This window comes from Lysobacter sp. Soil_C_15 (assembly GCF_057657315.1).
In genome coordinates this window covers 166,331-186,433 of sequence record NZ_JBDGIR010000009.1, presented here as the reverse complement: position 1 = coordinate 186,433, position 20,103 = coordinate 166,331, and the positions used below count along the sequence as shown (strand labels likewise).

Genomic DNA, 20,103 nt, shown 5'->3' with positions numbered 1-20,103 from the left:
CCATACGCCGCGCGGCGGCGGTCAAAGATTGTCCGCCGGCAAGGCGCGTATGTCCGAGGCGCCGAGCCGCGCCAGGCAGTCGCGCGCGGCGCCGGCGCCGGGGATGCGCGCCTGCGGCGCGATCTCCAGCAACGGCACCAGGGCGAAGGCGCGCTCGTGCAGGTGCGGATGCGGCACGTGCAGGCCGGGCGCGTCGATCGTGGCCTCGCCGTACAGCAGCAGGTCCAGGTCCAGGGTGCGCGGGCCCCAGCGATCGCTGCGGTCGGCCAGGCGCGAACGCCCGGCGTCGCGCTCGATCTCCAGCATCGCCGCCAGCAGCCGGGGCGCCGGCAGGCCGGTCTCCAGCGCCGCGACCGCATTGAGGAAGTCCGGCTGGTCGGTCCGCCCCCAGGCCGGGGTGCGGTACAGCTTCGACGCGCGCAGCAGCCGGCTGTCCGGCAGGCGCTCCAGCGCGCGCAGCGCCGCGCGCAGCACCGCGGCGCTGTCGCCGAGGTTGCTGCCGAGGCCGATGTAGACGGTATGCATGAGCAGAAGGAGTGAGCGAAGAGAAGTGAGGAGTGAGCAAGGCAAGAGCCGGAATTCGCGATTTCGCTCGCTCCTCTACGCTCACTCCTCGCTCTTATTCCTCCACCGGCGCGCCGCGGCGGCGACGGCGGCGCTTGCGCGGGGCGCGGCCTTCGCCGCTGTCGTCCTCGTCGCCGTGCGCGGCGGCGTCCTGCTGCTGCGCCAGGGTCTCGTTCGGGTGCAGCTGCGCTTCGCGCCAGAACTCGACGTCGGCGGTGTGCTCGGGCGAGGCCGCCTGGCGCAGGCTGAGGAAATCGAACGCGGCGCGGAAGCGCGGATGCGACAGCAGCCGGAACACGCGCTTGCGCTGACGCTGCTGGAAACGCGACTGCAGCAGCCAGATCTCCTGCATCGGCAGCGAGAAGCGGCGCGGCAGGGCGATCGTCGACAACTGGTGCAGGGTGACCCGGTCGGCGGCGCGGCGCTGCGCTTCGGCGGTGTGCACGCCCTGCGCCTGCAGCGCCATCAGCGCGCGGCAGTAGGCCGGCCACAGCAGCAGGGCGAACAGGAACGCCGGCGACACCGGCTCGTCCGCGGCGACGCGCGCGTCGGTGCCCTTCAGCCCTTCCAGCACCATCCGCCGCAACGCGCCGCTGCGGTTGGAACGCAGCGCGGCGGCGCTCTCGGGCAGCAACGCGCCGAGCAGGCCGTAGCGCTCCAGGCCGAGGAAGCTCTCGACCGCGTGGCCGGACAGGAACAGCTTCAGGCATTCCTCGAACAAACGCGCCGGCGCGGCGTCGGCCAGCAACGGCGCCAGGCGCGGAATCGGCTCGGCGGTGTCGCGCTCGATCTCGAAACCGAGCTTGGCCGCCAACCGCACCGCGCGCAGCATCCGCACCGGATCTTCGCGATAGCGGGTTTCCGGATCGCCGATCAGGCGCATCAGGCGGTTCTGCACGTCCTCGAAGCCGCCGACGTAGTCGCGCACCGAGAAGTCCTCGACCGCGTAGTACAGCGCGTTGGCGGTGAAGTCGCGGCGCACCGCGTCGTCTTCGATGCTGCCGTAGACGTTGTCGCGGACCAGGCGGCCGCCGGTGTCGGTCTCGCGGTCGCCGCTGCCGTCGTCGCTGTTGGCGCGGAACGTCGCCACCTCGATGATCTCGCGGCCGTAGACCACATGGGCCAGGCGGAACCGGCGCCCGATCAAGCGGCAGTTGCGGAACAGACCCTTGACCTGTTCGGGCGTGGCGTCGGTGGCGACGTCGAAGTCTTTGGGATGGCCGCCGACCAGGATGTCGCGCACCGCGCCGCCGACCAGGTAGGCGCCGAAGCCGCTGTCGCGCAGCCGGTACAGCACCCGCAACGCGTTGGGGCTGATCTCCTTGCGCGAGACGTTGTGCTGGTCGCGCGGGATCACCCGCAGCGTAGGTTGGAATGAGGAGTTATCGGCTTGCATCGAGCGGGCGCGCCGCCTGTAAAGGAATTCGGGATAGCCGTTGCCCGCGGCAACGGCGGCGCATATACTAGCAGGCCGCACCGGATTGAGAGTCCCTGCGGTCTGACGAGGAGCCCGCTCCCCGCCAGCGTTGCAATCCCCTGCTCCCTTCGTCTAGAGGCCTAGGACGTGGCCCTCTCAAGGCTAAAACACGGGTTCGAATCCCGTAGGGAGCGCCAAACCAGCGACCCGGTCGCCGAAAAAGCCCGCGCCTGCGCGGGCTTTTTCTTGTCCTCCGGCGACGGCGACGCCGTCTCGTTGCGCGCCCGCGGCGCCCGTCACGCATCCGCCAAGCCGCGCCTTGGGTCGTTGCGCAGCGATGGCTACACTATCGCCGCCGACCCGCCGGCACGGCCCAGACCCCAGGATTTCGCTCATGCCCTTCGTCGTCACCGAGAACTGCATCAAATGCAAGTACACCGATTGCGTCGAGGTGTGCCCGGTCGACTGCTTCCATGAAGGCCCGAATTTCCTGGTGATCGACCCGGACGAGTGCATCGACTGCACCCTGTGCGAGCCGGAATGCCCGATCAACGCCATCTACCCCGAGGACGACGTGCCCGCCGGCCAGGAGGCCTTCGTCGCCCTCAACGCCGAGCTGGCCCAGGCCTGGCCGGTGATCACCACGCGCAAGGACAGCCTGCCCGACGCCAAGGACTGGGAAGGCAAGACCGGCAAGCTCGACCTGCTCGAGCGCTGAACCGGCCGGGCGGCCGGGCCGCCTGCGGACGTTCATCGACCGCTGCCTAGACTCGGGCCGACCGCGCTGCCCGAGACCGCCGCCGTGCCCACTCCCCACCGTACCGCGCAGGCCCTGCCCGCACTGCTGCTCGTCCTGAGCCTGGTCCCGGCCGCCGCCGGTGCCGCCGGCCAGTCCCGGCCCGCCGCGGAACCTCACCAGCCGCGTCCGGCCCGGGACCGCGGCTCGCTGGACCTGGGCTCGCTGGACCTGGGCTCGCCGGACTTGGCTGGCCTGGGCCTGGGCGAGCTGGACCTGTCGCGGCTGGACCCGGACGCGCTGCGCAGCGGCGGCGCCGACCTGCTGACCCGCGCCGCCGATCCGGACCTGGACAGCCTGTTCCAGGCTCTGCACCGCGCCGCGCGCAGCCCGGACGAAGCCGCGGTGCTGTGCGGCCTGTTCGACCCGCAGGCCGACCGCAGCCCCGAGGCCCTGACCCGGGCCGCGCAGCGCCTGGGCGAGGACAGCCGGCAGCGCTTCCTCGACGCCTTGCTGCGCATCGCCCTGGGCGGCCTGCAGAACCCGCCGCAGGCCTACGACGCCGGCGCGGCCAAGCAGGCGCTCAAGCGGGCCGGGGTCACCGCCGCGCTGCTGCACGAGGATTTCGCCACCCAACTCGGCGCGCAGGGCCCGGCGCCCGAAGCGCGCCAGGCGCGCTGCCGCGCCTTCGCCTGGGTGCTCGACGCGCTGGCGCAGATGCCGCTGGCGCAACGCGCCGCGACCACCCGCCTGCTGCTGCACGAGGGCCTGGCCCGCGCCCTGCCCGGCGAGCGCTGAGCGTCGCCTGGCGCGATGGCCGCAGCTCACCGCGCCCGCAGTCGGCGCGGCTCTTGTATCGGCGCGGCTCTTGTAGGAGCGGCGTGAGCCGCGACAGCCGCAGCGACGCGATACCACGCCGGTTTCCGCAGCCCGGCCGATCGGGCATCCCGGGTCGGCGCAAGAACCGCTTATCCGGGCTTCGGCGGCCTGCGCTCGCGCGAACCGCTTCGGCTGTCGCGGCTTACGACCGGAGGAAATCCCAGTGGGACGCCGCTCCTACAGGAAGCGGCCGCTCCTGTTCGGAACAGCGCGCCCGGCCGGTTTCGCGCTGGCCGCCGCAACGAAAACGGGCGCCTCGCGGCGCCCGTCCCGTGTCGCAAGCGACGCTGGCGATCAACGGCCGCCGAGCGTGCCCTTGAGGCTGGCGATCAGCTGCGCCGGCGCTTCGCCGGCGGCCGGCAGGCCGCGCGGGTCGACCGCCGAGACGTAGGCGCCGGCTTCCACCGCGCTGACCCGGACCAGGAAGTTGCTGCCCTGGTAGTTGACGTCGTAGGCGCCGAGCAGCTGCGCGCGGCTGGCGATGCTCAGGCCTTCGACCTTGCCCAGCGCGTCGCCGACCTTGTTGAAGATGTCGTCGCGGTTGCCGCTGACGGTGAAGCCGTTGGCCGCCGACGCCGGGGTGCCCGGGGCGGCCTGGGTCGGGCGCGAGGCGGCCAGGCCCGACGCGGTCACCGAACCGGCCGGCACCGCCATGGCGCCATCGGTACGCGGCTGGTCGAGGTCCGGCGGCACCTCCAGCGGACGGTTTTCCGGCGCTTCGGCATACAGCTTGTTGCCCTTGCGGAACCAGCTGCAGCCCGAACTGGCGACCACCGCCAGCAGCAGACCGGCGACCAGCGCACGGGACAGATTGGGGTTGCAACGCATGAGCATCTCCTGCTGAAAAGGGTCAGGCCGCGATCGGTTCGCGACCGGCGTGTTCGAGTTCGATCACCAGCGCGGCGATGCGGCGCGCCGCCTCGTCGTGCGCCGGCGACAGCGATTGCAACGGCAGGCGCAGCCCGTGGCCCAGGCCTTGCGCGGCCAGCAGCGCCTTGACCGGGATCGGGTTGGGCTCGACGCCGAGAAAGTCGTAGGCCGGACGCAGGCGCGCGTCCCAGGCCTCGGCCTGGTCGCGACGGCCGGCACGGGCCAGGTCGGCGAGACGGCGGAACGCCGCCGGCAGCACGTTGGAGCCGACCGAGACGATGCCGTCGGCGCCGGCCAGCATGGCCCGGCACGCGGTCGGGTCGTCGCCGCTGAGCACGGCGAAGCCTTCCGACTTGAACGCCAGCAGGGCGTCCATGCGCGCGCCGTCGGCCACCGCTTCCTTGATGCCGACGATGCGCGGATGGTCGACCAGGGCGGCTACGGTCTGCGGCAGCAGATCGCCGCCGGTGCGGCCCGGCACGTTGTACAGCACCAGCGGCAAGGCGCCGTCGTCGGCGATCGCGCGGTAGTGGGCGATCAGGCCGGCCTGGGTCGGACGCACATACGGCGGCGTCACCACCAGCGCGGCGTCGGCGCCGAGCGCGGCGGCGCGGCGGGTCAGCTCGATGGTTTTGGCGGTGTTGGACAGGCCGGTGCCGGCCAGCACCGGGACGCGCCCGGCGACCGCCTCGACCGCGGTCCGCAGCAGAGTGTCGTATTCGGCGTCGTACAGCGCCGCGGCCTCGCCGGTCGAGCCGGCCACGACCAACGCCTGGGTGCCGCCTTGCAACTGCGCCGCCAGCATTTTGTGCCAGGCGTCCAGGTCGAGTTCGCCGGCCGCGGTGAACGGCGTCGCCAGCGCGGTGATGCTGCCGGAAAGTCGCAAGAGAAAACCTACCAATGATCGTGTTGAGGCCGTCCGCGCCGTCGGGCTGCGGACCGCCGGGCCAGTGTTCCGGGCGGAGCGTCCGGGCCTGGAAAAACGTGCGCGGTGCCGCCAAGTACGGGGCGATGTTACTTGCGGCCCGAAAGCGGGGGCAAGTATGCTGCCTTATAGCCGCGACCCGAGCCCGGGCCGCCGTTCATTTCCGAGCCTTCCGCTCCCTTGCAGGCGCCGCCTTGACCGATTCCGCTTCCCGGCCGTCGCCGAACGAAAACCACCTCCTGATCAACGCCTATACGACGCATCCGGAGTCTCCGCTGCTGTCGGTGACGCGCCGCATCGCCGATTCGGGCTGCAACCTGGTCGACGCGCGCCTGTCCACGGTCGGCCGCGACGTCTCGGTGACCGCGCTGGCAGTGGGCTCCTGGGACGCGGTCGCCAAGCTCGAAGCGATGCTGGCGCGGCTGGAGCGCGAGGAAGGCCTGAAGCTGGTGTGGTACCGCACCGGCGCCAAGCAAGTCCAGTCCAGCCTGCTGCCCTATGTGGTCGAGGTGGTCGCCGCCGACAAGCCGGGCATCCTGTTCCAGCTGGCCGATTTCTTCGACCGCCAGGGCATCACCATCGAAAGCCTGCACTGCTCGCGCTACCGCGCGATGCAGACCGGCGCGGACATGTTCTCGGCGCAGATCACCATCGGCGTGCCGTCGAGCATGCACATCGCCGCCCTGCGCGACGATTTCCTCGAGTTCTGCGACCATCTGAACCTCGACGCCATCATGGACCCGATGAAGTTCTGACCATGCTCGACACCGGCGATCACGCATACGGCAAGAAAGCGCCCGCGCTGCGGCTGGCTCTGTCCAGCGGCGAGACCGTCCGCCTCGCCGACTACGCCGGGCGATGGCTGGTGCTGTACTTCTACCCCAAGGACAGCACCCCGGGCTGCACCACCGAAGGCCTGGACTTCAACGCCCTGTTGCCCAAGTTCAACAAGCTCGGCGCGACCGTGCTGGGCGTGTCGCGCGACTCGATCCGCTCGCACCAGAACTTCTGCGCCAAGCAGGGGTTCAAGTTCGACCTGGTCAGCGACGCCGACGAATCGCTGTGCAACGCCTTCGGCGTGATCAAGGAAAAGAACCTGTACGGCCGCAAGTATATGGGCATCGAGCGCAGCACCTTCCTGATCGACCCGAAAGGCGTCATCGTGGCGTCATGGCGTCCGGTGAAAGTCGCCGGCCATGCCCAGGCCGTACTCGATTCGCTCAAGGAACACTCCGCCTAGGAGCACCACGCCCAGTGAGGCCCTCCCCGTCCACGCTCGCCAGCCGTCCCGCCCCGCGGGCCACGGCGGCGCGACCGTGGGCGCCGTCCGCGCGCGGCCTGCGCCGCGTCCCGGCACCGCGTTCCGCCCCGCTTTCCACGCTCTTCTCCGACGAGACCGCTAAATGACCAGAAGCAAGCGCATCTACGTGCTGGATACCAACGTGCTGATGCACGATCCCACCGCGCTGTTCAAGTTCGAGGAGCACGACGTATACCTGCCGATGCAGGTCATCGAGGAACTCGACAACGGCAAGAAGGGCACCTCGGAAGCCAGCCGCAACGCGCGCCAGGTCAGCCGCTTCCTCAACGAGCTGATCGAAGCCGAAGGCACCGCCAAGATCGCCTCGGGCATCACCCTCAACCGCCCGCAGGGGCTGCAGCTGCGCGATGCGCAGAGCATCGGCAAGCTGCGCTTCCAGACCAGCGCGTTCGACGCCGGCAAGCGCTTCGGCGCGGTCATCCCGGACAACCACATCCTGGGTTCGATCCTGGCGCTGAAGGAAGCCGAGCCGGAGGTGCCGGTGGTGCTGGTGTCCAAGGACATCAACCTGCGGATCAAGGCCTCGATCGCCGGCATCGTGTCGGAGGACTACGAGAACGACCGCGCCCTCGACGACTTCAGCCTGCTCTACACCGGCGCGACCGCGCTACCGGAGGACTTCTGGCAGCGCCACGGCAAGGACCTGAAGTCCTGGACCGAGAAAGGCCGCACCTACTACGAACTCAGCCGCGCGCCGGACGACGACTGGTACCCGAACCAGTTCCTGTACCTGCCCGGCGACGACGAGTCCGAGCTCAAGGTGGTCAAGGTCGGCGAAGAGCGCGTCACCCTGCAGATCGTCGACGACTACCGCCACAACCAGCATGCGGTGTGGGGCATCATCGCGCGCAACCGCGAGCAGAACTTCGCCCTCAACGCGCTGATGGACCCGGAGATCGATTTCGTCACCCTGCTCGGCACCGCCGGCACCGGCAAGACCCTGCTGGCCCTCGCCGCCGGCCTGGCCCAGACCATGGACCAGCAGCGCTACCGCGAGATCATCATGACCCGCGCCACGGTCAGCGTCGGCGAGGACATCGGCTTCCTGCCCGGCACCGAGGAAGAGAAGATGACCCCGTGGATGGGCGCGCTGACCGACAACCTGGAAGTGCTGACCCACAACCAGGAAGGCGGCGCCTGGGGCCGCGCGGCGACCAACGACCTGCTCGCCTCGCGGATCAAGATCCGCTCGATGAACTTCATGCGCGGCCGCACGTTCCTCAGCCGCTGGCTGATCCTCGACGAAGCGCAGAACCTGACCCCGAAGCAGATGAAGACCTTGATCACCCGCGCCGGCCCGGGCACCAAGATCGTCTGCCTGGGCAACGTCGAGCAGATCGACACGCCGTACCTGACCGAGACCACCTCGGGCCTGACCTACGCGGTCGACCGCTTCAAGGGCTGGGCGCACAGCGCCCACGTCACCCTGCGCCGCGGCGAACGCTCGCGCCTGGCCGACTACGCCTCGGAAGTGCTGTAGGCGGGCGCGGCGCGGGGCCACCGCGCCAATCCGCCGCCGAAACACCAGCCGGCGCGTGCGCCGGCTGTTTCGTTTGCGCTGCCGGCGGCCGGGTTCTCGCGGCGCCCGGTCCATCATCGGCCCGCCGATCGCGCTTCGGCCGTTGCCGGCGCACCGCGCCGGCCCGGGCCTCGCCCGCCGGCCAAGTCGCCGGACGCAACCGCCGGGCGCAGCAAGCGCGCCGGCCGGCGGGGCCGATAAGATGGGACCGCCGCTCGCCGCTCCTGCCAGGCGGGCGCGGCGGCGCCTGCCGGCGTCCCGTCCCTTCATTCCCTCCGCCCTGCCCGACCGCACCCGATGACCCAGCGCCCCGTTTCCGCCCTCACCATCGCCGGCTCCGACTCCGGCGGCGGCGCCGGCATCCAGGCCGATCTCAAGACCTTCGCCGCGCATCGCGTGCACGGGCTCAGCGCACTGGCCGCGCTGACCGCGCAACACACCCGCGGCGTGAGCGCGGTGCACGTGCCCGACACCGGCTTCCTGCGCGCGCAGATCGACGCCTGTTTCGACGACTTCGCGATCGGCGCGGTCAAGCTCGGCATGCTCGCCAACGCCGCGGTGATCCACGCCGTCGCCGATGCGCTGGAGCATTACCGCCCGGCCCGGATCGTGCTGGACCCGGTCATGGTCGCGACCTCCGGCGCGCGCCTGCTCGAACCCGAGGCCCTCCAAGCCCTGCGCGGCCGCCTGCTGCCGCTGGCGAGCCTGGTGACGCCCAACCTGCCCGAGGCCGAGCTGCTGCTCGGCCGGCCGATCGCCGACCGCGACGGCATGCGCGCCGCGGTCGACGCCTTGTTCGCGATCGGCGCGCGCGCGGTGCTGCTCAAGGGCGGCCATCTGGCCGACGACGGCGACGTGGTCGACCTGTTCGCGCACGCCGGCGGCGTGCGCGAAATCGCCCATCCGCGCCTGTCGGTGGAGGCGCACGGCACCGGCTGCACCCTGGCTTCGGCGGTGGCGGCGAACCTGTGCCGCGGCTTGTCGCTGGAACAGGCCAGCGCGGCCGCCGCCGACTACGTGCATGCGGCGCTGCGCGGCGGCTATCGGCCCGGCCGCGGCGAGGTGCTGGTGCTGGATCACTTCGGAGCCGCCGCGCATGGCCGACAGTGAGCTCTCCGACCGCGACCGGATCGCGCTGCGCGCCGGCGACGGCCATCGTTGGACGCTGCTGAGCCGGATCCCGGCCCAACCGCGCCACAGCCTGCTGTGGCTGCCCGCGCTCGGCGTCGCCGCGCGCCACTACCTGCCCTTTGCCGAGGCGCTGGCCGCGCGCGGCGTGGCGGTGTTCGTGCACGAGTGGCGCGGCAACGGCAGCAGCAGCCTGCGCGCCGGCCGAAGCGTGGACTGGGGCTATCGCGAAGTCCTGCTCGACGATCTGCCGGCCAGCGAAGCGGCCGCGGCCGCCGCGCTGCCGGGAGTGCCGCGCGCGATCGGCGGCCACAGCCTCGGCGGGCAACTGGCCTGCGTGCGCCTGGGCCTGATGGCCTTGCGCGGCCAGGCCGTTCCGCAGCGCTTGTGGCTGGTCGCCAGCGGCGCGCCGTATTGGCGCGCGTGGCCGATGCCGCGCAAGATCGGCCTGTCCTGGGTGTACCGGTTCCTGCCCTGGCTGGCCCGGGTCAACGGCGTTTTGCCGGGGCGCCGGGTCGGCTTCGGCGGCAACGAGGCGCGCAGCCTGATCCGCGACTGGGCCCGCACCGGGCTCAGCGGCCGCTACGCCGCCCGCGGCGTCGGCGAAGACCTGGAAGCCGGCATGGCCCAGGTCGCGATCCAGGCCCGCAGCGTGCGCCTGACCGACGACTGGCTGGTGCCGCGCGCGTCGCAGGATTTCCTGTTGTCGAAATTGCCGCTGGCGCAAGTCGCATCGACCGACATGGACGCAGCCGCATTGGGCGCGCGCGCCGATCACTTCGCCTGGATGAAACAGCCCGAGGCGGTGGTCGCCGCCTTGCTGCGCGACGATCCACTGTAGGAGCGGCGTCAGCCGCGACCACCGAAGCGAGGTAGCTCAGCGCCATCGCCGAAGCCCGGACAACTGGGCTTTGTTATGGGGGGTGGCGAGTACGCCGCTGCGGGCAGCAGCGCGCAGTTCCACCGCTTCGGTCGTCGCAGCTTGTGACCGGGGGAAATCCCCGTGAGACGCCGCTCCCACAGGCGATGGTTTCGAGCCCCGATCGGCAGCAGCGGGCTCTGATCTTCCTGCACGTGCAGCGACCGCGCTTTACGCCGCGCCGTCGATTGTTTACGGCGAATTTACGCCGCGACGGCGCTCGCGAAATAGCGGCTTTACGCCCGCCTTTCCGAGAATGAGCGCGTGGCCGAACCGGCCTCTTACGCAGTCTTCGGATACTTCCATGTCGTCCTCGCATCACCCGTTCCGCCGCCGCGAAGCCGCCGCGCCGTTGTTGCTGGCCGCCTGCGCCGGCCTCGGCCTGCTCGCCCTGGGCGCGAACGCCCGCGCCGCCGATTCCCCCACCCTGAGCCTGAGCGGCTCGGCCGCGCTGACCAGCGACTACGTCTGGCGCGGCAGCTCGCAGACCCAGGGCGACCCGGCCGTGCAGGCCGGCTTCAAGCTCGCCCACCGCAGCGGCGTCTATGCCTCGGTGTGGGGCTCCAACGTCGAGTTTGCGCCGGACACCCATGCCAGCAGCGAGTTCGATTTCACCGTCGGCTGGGCCGGCAAGGTCGCCGACCACTGGGGCCTGGACGTGAACGTCCTGCACTACCGTTATCCGTCGACCACGGTCGACCTGAACTGGACCGAGCTCAACGGCACGGTCACCTATCGCGACAACTACTGGCTGTCGCTGGCCTATTCCAACCAAGCCCTGGGCAGCGAGGAACGCGGCCTGTACTCGCAGGTCGGCGCGCGCTTCCCGGTCAACGACGCGGTGCGCTTCGAAGCGGCGGTCGGCCGCTACTTCCTCGACGACGTCTACGACCGCAGCTACAGCCATGGTCAGCTCAGCGCGATCTGGGCGGTGAAGACGGCGTCCAACGACCTCGAACTGCGCCTGACCGCCCACGCCACCGACCGCAATGCCGAACGGATCTTCGGCGATTCCCTGGCCGGCTCGCGCATCGAGGCGGCGGTCCAGGCGACCTTCTGAAGGAGACACGACATGCCCGGTTGGCTCTCGATGCTGTGCGCGATCTCGGTCCTGGTGGCCGGCGCCTATCTGCTTTACGTCGTGCTGCGCCCCGAGGACTTCTGAGCGCGCGCCCGCGCCGCAGGGAACGCGGCGCGGTTCCACTCTACCGACGCGCGTCCGCGCTCTGAGCGGACGCGCGCCAGGCCGTTGCTGCGCCGGACGCGCCGCAGCGGCCTCATCACCGTCCGGTGTTCGTCATGATCGAAATCTTTCTCGTATTCGCGCTGGCCGTCGGCCTGGGTTGGCCGTTGGGCCTGTACCTGGCGCGCGTCATGCGCGGCGACCGCTCGCGCCTGGACCCGCTGTTCGCGCCGGTCGAACGCGCGATCTACCGCGTCGTAGGCACCGACCCGGCGCGCGGCATGAGCTGGCGCGGCTATGCGCTGGCGTTCGCTCTCAGCAATGCGGCGCTCGCCGTGTTGGTGTGGGCCTTGTTCATGACCCAGGCCTGGCTGCCGCTCAACCCCGACGGCGTGCCCAACCTGCGCTGGGACACCGCGCTGCACACCATGGTGTCCTTCCTCACCAACACCAACCAGCAGCACTACTCGGGCCAGGCCCAGCTGAGCTATCTGTCGCAGATGGTCGGCATCGTCGGCCTGCAAGTCGTCACTCCGATGATGGGCCTGGCGATCGTGGTCGCCACCTTGCGCGGCCTGTTCGGCGGCCGCCAAGCCCTGACCGACCCGGGCGCGGCGCCGCGCGAGGGCCAGACCCGCGATCTCGGCAACTACTGGGTCGACGTCACCCGCGCCACCCTGCGTTTCATGATTCCGCTGTGCCTGCTCTGGGCGGCCTTGCTGACCTGGCAAGGCGTGCCGTCGACGCTGCAGAGCGGCGCGACCGTTTCGCCGCTGGACCAGAGCGCGGAGCTGAAGCAACAGAAGATTCCCGTAGGTCCGGTCGCGGCCATGGTCGCGGCCAAGCAACTGGGCACCAACGGCGGCGGCTGGTACGGCCCCAACAGCACCGTCGCGCTGGAGAACCCGACCCCGCTGTCGAACCTGCTGGAGGTGCTGGCGCTGATCCTGATCCCGGTCGCGGTGACCTTCATGATCGGTCCGCTCACCGGCCGGCGCAAACTCACCGCGCTGGTGTTCGGCAGCATGCTGCTGATGTCGGTGGTATCGACCGGCCTGTCGGTGTGGTCGGAAGCGTATTCCTCGACCAGCGCCGACCGGGCGCTGATGGAAGGCAAGGAAACCCGCTTCGGCGCCGACGGCTCGGCCTTGTGGTCGGCGCTGACCACGCAAAGCAGCAACGGCTCGGTCAACGCCATGCACGACTCGCTGGCGCCGCTGACCGGCGGCGTGGCGATGGTCAACATGCTGATCAACGCCATCTGGGGCGGCATCGGCTGCGGCCTGCAGCAGTTCCTGGTCTATCTGCTGCTGTCGGTGTTCCTGGCCGGACTGATGACCGGGCGTACGCCGGAGTTGTTCGGACGCAAGATCGAAGCGCCGGAAGTGCGCCTGCTGGCCCTGCTGATCCTGTTGCAGCCGATGGTGGTGCTGGGTTTCAGCGCCGTCGCCCTGGCCTTCCCCGCGATCACCGGCAACTCCAATCCGGGCTTCCACGGCATCGGCCAGGTCTTCTACGAGTACGCCTCGGCCTTCGCCAACAACGGCTCGGGCTTCGAAGGTCTCGGCGACGCGACGTACTGGTGGAACCTCAGCTGCGCTGCGGTGCTCGCGCTGGGCCGCTATCCGGCGCTGATCGTGCCGCTCGCGGTCGCCGGCCTGTTGGCGCGCAAGCGCGTGGCGCCGGAAAGCGCCGGCACCCTGCACGCGGAAACACCGACTTTCGCCCTGACCCTGATCGCGGTGATCGTGATCTTGACCGTCCTGCAATTCATGCCCGCGCTGGTGCTCGGCCCGATCGCCGATCACCTGACCCTGGCGAGCAAGGCTCTGTGAGGAGAAGCCTTATGAACGAACAAATCCATCTCGGAGCACAGCGCCGCCAAGGCGCGGTCGCCGGCCTCGACGCCGCCGGCCTGCGCGCGGCCGCGCTCGAATCCTTCGTCAAACTCTCCCCGCAACATGCGATCCGCAGTCCGATCATGGCGGTGGTGCTGCTGGGCACCCTGCTGTCGGCGCTGATCACGATCTTCGTCCCGGGCCACCTCGCCTTCGGCGCCGCGGTCACCGCGATCCTGTTCGTGACCGTGCTGTTCGCCAACTTCGCCGAGGCCGTCGCCGAAGCGCGCGGCCGCGGCCAGGCCGCCTCGCTGCGTGCGGCACGGCGCGACCTGGTCGCGCGCAAGCTCGACACCGTCGGCCGCAACGAAAGCCGGGTGGCGGCGTCGACGCTCAAGCCCGGCGACCGGGTGATCGTCTCCGCCGGCGAGCTGATCCCGGCCGACGGCGAGATCGTGCGGGGCCTGGCCACGATCAACGAATCGGCGGTCACCGGCGAGTCCGCGCCGGTGCTGCGCGAGGCGGGCACCGACCGTTCCGGCGTCATCGGCGGCACCAAGGTGCTGTCCGACGAGATCGTGATCGAGGTCAGCGCCGAGCCCGGCCACAGCTTCCTCGACCGCATGATCGCCCTGGTCGAAGGCGCCAACCGGCAGAAGACCCCGAACGAAATCGCCCTGACCATGCTGCTGGCGGCGATGACCCTGACCTTCCTGATCGTGGTCGCGACCCTGCCGCTGTTCGCCGGCTTCGTCGGCGCCAAGCTCGATCCGCTGCTGCTGATCGCACTGCTGGTCTGCCTGATCCCGACCACCATCGGCGGCCTGTTGCCGGCGATCGGCATCGCCGGCATGAATCGCGCGCTGTCGGCCAACGTGCTGGCGAAGTCCGGCAAGGCGGTGGAAGTGGCCGGCGACGTCGACGTGCTGCTGCTCGACAAGACCGGCACCATCACCCACGGCGACCGCCAGGCCACCGCCTTCCATCCGCTGGCCGGCATCGAGCGTTCGCAGTTGCGCGACGCCGCCCTGCTGGCCTCGCTCGCCGACCCGACCCCGGAAGGCAAGTCGATCGTGCGCCTGGCGCGCGAGCAACACAGCGCGGTGCCGGAACCGGAGCGCGCCGACTACCTCCAGTTCACCGCCCAGACCCGCATGTCCGGCGTCGACCTGCCGCAGGACTACGAGGGCGGCGCACGCTCGATCCGCAAGGGAGCGGGCGATGCGATCGGCAGCCATGTGCGCTCGCTCGGCGGCGAAGTCACCCCCGAACTGTCGGCGCGCATCGAGCAGATCGCGCGCGGCGGCGCCACCCCGCTGGTGGTCGCCGAAGGCCGCTACGTACTCGGCGTGGTCGAGCTGTCGGACGTGGTCAAGCACGGGGTCAAGGAGCGCTTCGCCCGGCTGCGGGCGATGGGCGTGCGCACGGTGATGATCACCGGCGACAACCCGCTCACCGCCGCGGCGATCGCCGCCGAAGCCGGCGTCGACGACTACATCGCCGAAGCCCGGCCCGAGGACAAGCTGGCGCGGATCCGCGCCGAGCAGGCTGGCGGCCGGCTGGTGGCGATGGTCGGCGACGGCACCAACGACGCCCCGGCGCTGGCCCAGGCCGACGTCGGCCTGGCGATGAACTCCGGCACCCAAGCCGCCAAGGAAGCCGGCAACATGGTCGACCTGGATTCGGACCCGGCCAAGCTGCTGGCGGTGGTCGAGGTCGGCAAGCAGCAGCTGATCACCCGCGGCGCGCTGACCACGTTCTCGCTGGCCAACGACGTGTCCAAGTACTTCGCCATCCTGCCGGCGCTATTCGCCGCCGCCATCCCGCAAATGGCCGCGCTCAACGTCATGCGGCTGTCCAGCCCGACCAACGCGGTGCTGGCGGCGCTGATCTTCAACGCCGTCATCATCCCGGCGCTGATCCCGCTGGCCCTGGCCGGGGTGCGCTTCAGGCCGGCGACCGCGGTCGCGCTGTTGCGCCGGAACATGCTGGTCTACGGCCTGGGCGGCGTGCTGCTGCCGTTCGCGGCGATCAAGCTGATCGACATGGCGCTGGCCGCGGCCGTCCGGTTCTGAACGCTTCAAGCCCCTCTCCCGCTGGCGGAAGAGGGGTTGGGCGAGGGCCGCGCCCTCGCAACATCAAGGAACACTCGAATGAACGCACAACCCACCCTCCCCATCATCGACGACCGCGCCTGCCTGCGCGCTCCGCTGCTGTTCGCCGTGGTTTCGCTGCTCGGCTTCGGCCTGCTCTATTCGCTCGCCGGCACCGCCATCGGCCGCACCGCATTCCCGTCGCAGGCGACCGGTTCGATCGGCGAGCGCGACGGCCGGGCCGTCGGCTCGGCCCTGGTCGCCCAGCCCTTCGTCGACGCGCGCTACTTCCAGCCGCGCCCGTCGGCGGCCCAGTACGACCCGATGGCCGCGTCCGGCAGCAATCAGGCGCGCAGCAATCCCGACCTGCGCAAGCGCCTGGCCGATGAAACCGCCGCGATTGCCGCGCGCGAAGGCGTGCTGGCGGAGAAAGTCCCGGCCGAGCTGGCCACGCAGTCCGGCGGCGGGCTGGACCCGCACATCTCCCCGGCCTCGGCCGAGGTCCAGGCCATGCGCGTAGCCCAGGCGCGCGGGCTCAGCCTGTCGACGGTGGATGCGCTGATCGCCCAGCACACCGAAGGCCCGCAGTTCGGACTGCTCGGCAAGCCGCGGGTCAACGTACTGCAGCTCAACTTGGCCTTGGACGCGGCGCAGGCGGCGCGCTGAGGGGGCAAAGGCAAATCCCCCCTAGCCCCCCCTTTTTCAAGGGGGGAATGCTTCGGACGGATGCTGCGGGATTTGAAGCGCGCCGCTGCGGCCGTTGCCTCATTGAAAATGGAGGGAATGCTTCGGACGGACGCTGCGGGATTGGAGGCATGCCGCTCCGGCCGCCGCCCCCTTGAGAAGGGGGCGGCGCTCGCGCAGCGGGCGCGAGGGATTTGCTGTTGCTGTTGTCGCCTCCCGCCCCAAGCAACGCCCCAGGCCGCGCTTCCCATCCAACCACACACTCCTCACCCGCCCGGCGCACAATCTCCTCATGAGCGACCCCCGCAGCGCCCAAGCCGATGCCCTGATGGGCGAACTGCAGCGCCAGGGCGCCGGTCGGCTGACCATCTTTCTCGGCGCCGCGCCCGGCGTCGGCAAGACCTACGCCATGCTCGGGCGCGCGCGCGAACTGCAGCGCCGCGGCAGCGATGTCGCGGTCGGCGTGGTCGAGACTCACGGCCGCGCCGAAACCGCCGCCCTGCTCGACGGCCTCGACCTGCTGCCGCGCAAGCGCATCGACTACCAGGGACGCACGCTGGAGGAACTCGACCTCGACGCCGTGCTGGCGCGCCGTCCGCAGTTGGCGCTGATCGACGAACTCGCCCATCGCAACGCCCCGGGCAGCCGCCACGAGCGGCGCTGGCAGGACGTGCTGGAGCTGCTCGACGCCGGCATCGACGTCTACACCACGGTCAATATCCAGCATCTGGAAAGCCTCAACGACGTGGTCCATCGAATCACCGGCGTGCGCGTCAGCGAGACCGTGCCCGATGCGCTGTTCGACCGACTGCGCGACATCGTCCTGGTCGATCTGCCGCCGCGCGAGCTGATCGAGCGCCTGCAGCAGGGCAAGGTCTACGTGCCCGAGCAGGCCGCGCACGCGTTGCAGGCGTACTTCTCGCCGTCCAACCTCACCGCCTTGCGCGAGCTGGCGATGCAGACCGCCGCCGATCGGGTCGACAGCGACCTGCGCGAGGCGCAGACCGCGCGCGGCCTGCCCGGCCTGCCCTTGCGGCGCGCGGTGATGGTCGCGGTCGACGGCCTGGGCCAATCCGAATACCTGGTACGCGTGGCCCGGCGCCTGGCCGAACGCCGCGACGCGCCCTGGCTGGCGGTCACGGTGCAGACCGGCGGCGCGCCCGATGGCCAGCGCCAGGGCGAACTCGACCGCGCCTTCGCCCTGGCCCGCCGGCTCGGCGGCGAAGCGGTGGTCCTGCACGGCAACAGCATCGTCGACGCCCTGCTCGACCATGCCGAACGCTCCGGCGTATCGACGATAGTCCTGGGCCGCACCCGCGAACGGCCGCTGGCGCGGATGGTCAACCGCACCCTGACCCAGCAATTGATCCAGCGCGGCGCCCATTACGAGCTGACCATCGTCAGCACCCCCGAGGCGCGCGCCCGCGCACGCCGTTCGCTGCGCGACAGCGGCAGCCGCCTGCGCGGCCTGCTCAGCCGCAGCGACGCCGCCTTGGCGGCAATCGCCAGCGCCGCAGCGACCGCGCTGGCTGCGGTGGCCGAACGCTGGATCGGCCTGGACGACCTGTCGCTGGTGTTCATCGTCGCGGTGGTGATGGTGGCCGCGCGCACCCGCATGACCGCGGCCGTGCTCGCCTCGGCGCTGTGCTTCCTCGCCTACAACTTCTTCTTCATCGAACCGCGCTACACCTTGCTGATCGGCGCCAGCCAAGGCGTAACCACGGTGAGCCTGTTCCTGGTCGCGGCCCTGGTCGCCGGACGCCTGGCGTCCAAACTGCGCATGCAGGTGCTGGCGCTGCGCGCGGCCAATGCCCACGCCACCGAGCTGCAGACCCTCGGTCGCGAGTTGGCCAGCGCCGCGGACGTGGACCAGGTGGTGCGCGCCGGCAAGCGCGCGCTCAAGCGCTCGCTCGGTGCCGAGGCCTTCGTCTACATCGGCGCGGCGCCGCTGGCCGGGCCGGACCTGCCCGAGCTCGGCGACAAGGACCGCGCCGCCGCCGACTGGGCGCTCAAGCACCGCCAGCCCGCCGGCCGCTACACCGACACCCTGGCCGGCTCGGACTGGTGGCTGCTGCCGCTGAGCGGCGACGCCGGCAAGCCGGGCGCCGGCCTGGTCGGATTGCGTTTCGCGCCCTCGCTGAGCCGGCTCGGGCCAGAACAGCGCCGGCTCGCCGAAGCCATGACCGACGACATCGCCCAGGCGGTGCTGCGCACCCGCCTGGTCGCCGACCTGGAGGACTCGCGGGTCAGCGGCGAGACCGAGCGCCTGCGCTCGGCCCTGCTGTCCTCGGTCTCGCACGACCTGCGCTCGCCGCTGGCCTCGATCATCGGCGCCGCCAGCAGCCTCGACAACTACGCCGAAGCGATGCCGCGCGAGGACCGCCACGCCCTGCTCGAGACCATCCGCATCGAAGGCGAGCGGCTGGACCGCTACATCCAGAATCTGCTCGACATGACCCGGCTCGGCCACGGCGGCCTGGCCCTCAACCGCGACTGGATCGGCGTCGACGAACTGATCGGCTCGGCGGTCTCGCGCCTGCAACGCTACCAGCCCACGGCGCGCTTCGAGCTGCGCATCGAACCCGGCCTGGGGCCGATCTGGGTGCATCCGGCCCTGATCGAACAAGCGCTGTTCAACGTGTTGGAAAACGCGGTCAAGTTCTCCCCGCCCGACGCGCCGGTAACGGTGGACGCGCGCCGCATCGACGGCGAACCCGGCGGCCCCGACCGGCTGCTGCGCATCGACGTCGGCGACCGCGGCCCCGGCATTCCCGAGGACGAGCGGGCGCGGATTTTCGACATGTTCTACAGCGTCGAGCGCGGCGACCGCGGTCGCCAGGGCACCGGCCTGGGCCTGGCGATCTGCCAGGGCATGATCGGCGCGCACGGCGGCAGCGTGGTCGCCCTGCCCGGCCAGGCCGACGCCCAGGGTCGCCGCGGCACCACGATCCGCATTACCCTGCCGCCCATCGAACCCGAACCCAAGGCCGCCCCCGCCCCCGCGCCATGACCGAGGACCACACCTCCCATTCCGCCGCCGCGCCCGCGCGCGTGCTGGTGATCGACGACGAACCGCAGATACGCAAGTTCCTCGACATCGCCCTGCGCGCGCAAGGCCATGCGGTGGAACTGGCGGACAGCGGCAACGCCGGTCTGGAAAGCCTGGCCACGCGCGGCGCCGACCTGGTGATCCTCGACCTCGGCCTGCCCGACCGCGACGGCCACGACGTGCTGCGCGAACTGCGCCAATGGTCCGGCGTGCCGGTGATCCTGCTGACCGTGCGGTCCAGCGAGGCGGAGAAGGTCGCCGCACTCGACGGCGGCGCCAACGACTACGTGACCAAACCGTTCGGCGTGCAGGAGCTGATGGCGCGCGTACGCGCCCTGTTGCGCGCGCACGCCGCGCAGGGCGAAACCCTGCCGGTGTTCGACGACGGCCGCCTGCGCATCGACCTGGCCCGGCGCGAAGTGCATCTGCACGGCGAACCGGTGACGCTGGCGCGCAAGGAGTACGCCCTGCTGGCGCTGCTGTTCCAGCACGCCGGCCGCGTGGTCACCCAGCCGCAGTTGCTGCGCGAACTGTGGGGACCGACCCACCAGGAAGACACCCACTACCTGCGCATCCTGGTCGGCAAGCTGCGCCACAAACTCGGCGACGATGCCGCCGCGCCGCGCTACATCGCCACCGAACCCGGCGTCGGCCTGCGCTTCATCGACAAGCGCTGAGCCCCGCAACCCAGCGCCATCGCCCCTTGTAGGAGCGGCGTGAGCCGCGGCCGAGGGACACGCAGAACCCCCATCGCCGAGGCCGCCGATCGAAGCGCGAAACCGTCGCGCGGGCGGCCGGATGGCCGGATGGATTTCCAGGATCAACCGGTACGGCAGCGTCAACCTTGCAGGAGCGGCGCAAGCCGCGACGGCCGCAGCGGTGGACGCAAGCGCAAACATCCGAAGCCTGGATGGCTGGATGGGTTTCCAGGATTCAACCGGCGCAGCGGTCTTGTCCCCACGTAGGAGCGGCGTGAGC

The 20,103-nt window shown here is 70.8% G+C and carries 19 protein-coding genes and 1 tRNA gene; 16 read left to right on the top strand and 4 right to left on the bottom strand.

Translation table 11 applies throughout. The features are described 5' to 3' along the window. Positions 1-21 precede the first annotated feature (21 nt). Together folK and pcnB are read right to left on the bottom strand one after the other, a co-directional pair. On the bottom strand, positions 22-525 hold the full coding sequence (folK, locus tag AC3A57_RS19530; RefSeq protein ID WP_487580427.1) for a 2-amino-4-hydroxy-6-hydroxymethyldihydropteridine diphosphokinase: 504 nt from the start codon (positions 523-525) through the stop codon (positions 22-24). 94 nt (positions 526-619) lie between these two features. Continuing rightward, the gene (gene pcnB, locus AC3A57_RS19525; protein WP_487580426.1) at positions 620-1,960 is read right to left on the bottom strand and encodes a polynucleotide adenylyltransferase PcnB; all 1,341 of its coding nucleotides are present in this window, start codon (positions 1,958-1,960) and stop codon (positions 620-622) included. A gap of 142 nt (positions 1,961-2,102) precedes the next feature. On the opposite strand from pcnB, the gene AC3A57_RS19520 reads away from it, so the two are divergent. From AC3A57_RS19520 to AC3A57_RS19510, 3 genes are all read left to right on the top strand, one after another. Beyond that, positions 2,103-2,178, top strand: a tRNA-Glu gene (locus AC3A57_RS19520). 197 nt (positions 2,179-2,375) lie between these two features. After that, positions 2,376-2,699: a ferredoxin FdxA gene (fdxA, locus tag AC3A57_RS19515; protein WP_064748093.1), complete on the top strand. Its 324-nt coding sequence runs from the start codon at positions 2,376-2,378 to the stop codon at positions 2,697-2,699. Positions 2,700-2,783: 84 nt separating this feature from the next. Further along, positions 2,784-3,515, top strand: coding sequence for a hypothetical protein (locus AC3A57_RS19510; RefSeq protein WP_487580425.1), 732 nt, complete (start codon positions 2,784-2,786; stop codon positions 3,513-3,515). Between the two features lie 375 nt (positions 3,516-3,890). Here the strand turns inward: AC3A57_RS19510 and AC3A57_RS19505 are convergent, their stop codons facing one another. Both AC3A57_RS19505 and dapA read right to left on the bottom strand, forming a co-directional pair. Beyond that, on the bottom strand, positions 3,891-4,424 hold the full coding sequence (locus AC3A57_RS19505; RefSeq protein WP_487580424.1) for a hypothetical protein: 534 nt from the start codon (positions 4,422-4,424) through the stop codon (positions 3,891-3,893). Positions 4,425-4,446: 22 nt separating this feature from the next. Continuing rightward, positions 4,447-5,352, bottom strand: a complete 906-nt coding sequence (dapA, locus tag AC3A57_RS19500; RefSeq protein WP_487580423.1) for a 4-hydroxy-tetrahydrodipicolinate synthase — start codon at positions 5,350-5,352, stop codon at positions 4,447-4,449. 125 nt (positions 5,353-5,477) lie between these two features. On the opposite strand from dapA, the gene AC3A57_RS19495 reads away from it, so the two are divergent. From AC3A57_RS19495 to AC3A57_RS19435, 13 genes are all read left to right on the top strand, one after another. Further along, positions 5,478-6,146, top strand: a complete 669-nt coding sequence (locus tag AC3A57_RS19495) for a glycine cleavage system transcriptional repressor (RefSeq protein WP_221673120.1) — start codon at positions 5,478-5,480, stop codon at positions 6,144-6,146. A gap of 2 nt (positions 6,147-6,148) precedes the next feature. Then, entirely contained in the window at positions 6,149-6,631 is a 483-nt protein-coding gene (locus tag AC3A57_RS19490) for a peroxiredoxin (protein ID WP_487580422.1), read from the top strand. 163 nt (positions 6,632-6,794) lie between these two features. Beyond that, the gene (locus tag AC3A57_RS19485; RefSeq protein ID WP_487580421.1) at positions 6,795-8,192 is read left to right on the top strand and encodes a PhoH family protein; all 1,398 of its coding nucleotides are present in this window, start codon (positions 6,795-6,797) and stop codon (positions 8,190-8,192) included. Between the two features lie 336 nt (positions 8,193-8,528). Further along, positions 8,529-9,341: a bifunctional hydroxymethylpyrimidine kinase/phosphomethylpyrimidine kinase gene (gene thiD, locus AC3A57_RS19480; RefSeq protein ID WP_487580420.1), complete on the top strand. Its 813-nt coding sequence runs from the start codon at positions 8,529-8,531 to the stop codon at positions 9,339-9,341. Further along, positions 9,328-10,200: an alpha/beta hydrolase family protein gene (locus AC3A57_RS19475; protein ID WP_487580419.1), complete on the top strand. Its 873-nt coding sequence runs from the start codon at positions 9,328-9,330 to the stop codon at positions 10,198-10,200. The genes thiD and AC3A57_RS19475 overlap by 14 nt, the downstream gene beginning before the upstream one ends. 382 nt (positions 10,201-10,582) lie before the next feature. After that, entirely contained in the window at positions 10,583-11,338 is a 756-nt protein-coding gene (locus AC3A57_RS19470; protein WP_487580418.1) for a TorF family putative porin, read from the top strand. A 12-nt stretch (positions 11,339-11,350) separates the two neighbouring features. Next, the gene (locus tag AC3A57_RS19465) at positions 11,351-11,443 is read left to right on the top strand and encodes a potassium-transporting ATPase subunit F (protein ID WP_221673128.1); all 93 of its coding nucleotides are present in this window, start codon (positions 11,351-11,353) and stop codon (positions 11,441-11,443) included. Positions 11,444-11,577: 134 nt separating this feature from the next. Further along, positions 11,578-13,296, top strand: a complete 1,719-nt coding sequence (gene kdpA / locus AC3A57_RS19460) for a potassium-transporting ATPase subunit KdpA (RefSeq protein WP_487580417.1) — start codon at positions 11,578-11,580, stop codon at positions 13,294-13,296. An 11-nt stretch (positions 13,297-13,307) separates the two neighbouring features. Continuing rightward, on the top strand, positions 13,308-15,374 hold the full coding sequence (gene kdpB, locus AC3A57_RS19455) for a potassium-transporting ATPase subunit KdpB (protein WP_487580416.1): 2,067 nt from the start codon (positions 13,308-13,310) through the stop codon (positions 15,372-15,374). A 78-nt stretch (positions 15,375-15,452) separates the two neighbouring features. Further along, positions 15,453-16,058, top strand: a complete 606-nt coding sequence (gene kdpC / locus AC3A57_RS19450) for a potassium-transporting ATPase subunit KdpC (RefSeq protein ID WP_487580415.1) — start codon at positions 15,453-15,455, stop codon at positions 16,056-16,058. A 310-nt stretch (positions 16,059-16,368) separates the two neighbouring features. Beyond that, positions 16,369-19,086 carry an ATP-binding protein gene (locus AC3A57_RS19445; RefSeq protein WP_487580414.1) on the top strand — a complete coding sequence of 906 codons (2,718 nt, stop codon included), beginning with the start codon at positions 16,369-16,371 and terminating at the stop codon, positions 19,084-19,086. After that, positions 19,083-19,802 carry a response regulator gene (locus AC3A57_RS19440; RefSeq protein ID WP_487580413.1) on the top strand — a complete coding sequence of 240 codons (720 nt, stop codon included), beginning with the start codon at positions 19,083-19,085 and terminating at the stop codon, positions 19,800-19,802. The genes AC3A57_RS19445 and AC3A57_RS19440 overlap by 4 nt, the downstream gene beginning before the upstream one ends. Positions 19,803-19,923: 121 nt before the next feature. Beyond that, positions 19,924-20,103 (top strand): hypothetical protein (locus AC3A57_RS19435; protein ID WP_487580412.1); only part of this gene is annotated, 180 nt, incomplete at its 3' end.

What these genes read in the sequence shown, in the direction of transcription:
- folK (WP_487580427.1), bottom strand. Translation starts at nt 525, where the DNA reads ATGCATACCGTCTACATCGGCCTCGGCAGCAACCTCGGCGACAGCGCC.
- pcnB (WP_487580426.1), bottom strand. Translation starts at nt 1,960, where the DNA reads ATGCAAGCCGATAACTCCTCATTCCAACCTACGCTGCGGGTGATCCCG.
- fdxA (WP_064748093.1), top strand. Translation starts at nt 2,376, where the DNA reads ATGCCCTTCGTCGTCACCGAGAACTGCATCAAATGCAAGTACACCGAT.
- AC3A57_RS19505 (WP_487580424.1), bottom strand. Translation starts at nt 4,424, where the DNA reads ATGCGTTGCAACCCCAATCTGTCCCGTGCGCTGGTCGCCGGTCTGCTG.
- AC3A57_RS19495 (WP_221673120.1), top strand. Translation starts at nt 5,478, where the DNA reads ATGTTACTTGCGGCCCGAAAGCGGGGGCAAGTATGCTGCCTTATAGCC.
- AC3A57_RS19490 (WP_487580422.1), top strand. Translation starts at nt 6,149, where the DNA reads ATGCTCGACACCGGCGATCACGCATACGGCAAGAAAGCGCCCGCGCTG.
- AC3A57_RS19485 (WP_487580421.1), top strand. Translation starts at nt 6,795, where the DNA reads ATGACCAGAAGCAAGCGCATCTACGTGCTGGATACCAACGTGCTGATG.
- thiD (WP_487580420.1), top strand. Translation starts at nt 8,529, where the DNA reads ATGACCCAGCGCCCCGTTTCCGCCCTCACCATCGCCGGCTCCGACTCC.
- AC3A57_RS19475 (WP_487580419.1), top strand. Translation starts at nt 9,328, where the DNA reads ATGGCCGACAGTGAGCTCTCCGACCGCGACCGGATCGCGCTGCGCGCC.
- AC3A57_RS19470 (WP_487580418.1), top strand. Translation starts at nt 10,583, where the DNA reads ATGTCGTCCTCGCATCACCCGTTCCGCCGCCGCGAAGCCGCCGCGCCG.
- AC3A57_RS19465 (WP_221673128.1), top strand. Translation starts at nt 11,351, where the DNA reads ATGCCCGGTTGGCTCTCGATGCTGTGCGCGATCTCGGTCCTGGTGGCC.
- kdpA (WP_487580417.1), top strand. Translation starts at nt 11,578, where the DNA reads ATGATCGAAATCTTTCTCGTATTCGCGCTGGCCGTCGGCCTGGGTTGG.
- kdpB (WP_487580416.1), top strand. Translation starts at nt 13,308, where the DNA reads ATGAACGAACAAATCCATCTCGGAGCACAGCGCCGCCAAGGCGCGGTC.
- kdpC (WP_487580415.1), top strand. Translation starts at nt 15,453, where the DNA reads ATGAACGCACAACCCACCCTCCCCATCATCGACGACCGCGCCTGCCTG.
- AC3A57_RS19445 (WP_487580414.1), top strand. Translation starts at nt 16,369, where the DNA reads ATGAGCGACCCCCGCAGCGCCCAAGCCGATGCCCTGATGGGCGAACTG.
- AC3A57_RS19440 (WP_487580413.1), top strand. Translation starts at nt 19,083, where the DNA reads ATGACCGAGGACCACACCTCCCATTCCGCCGCCGCGCCCGCGCGCGTG.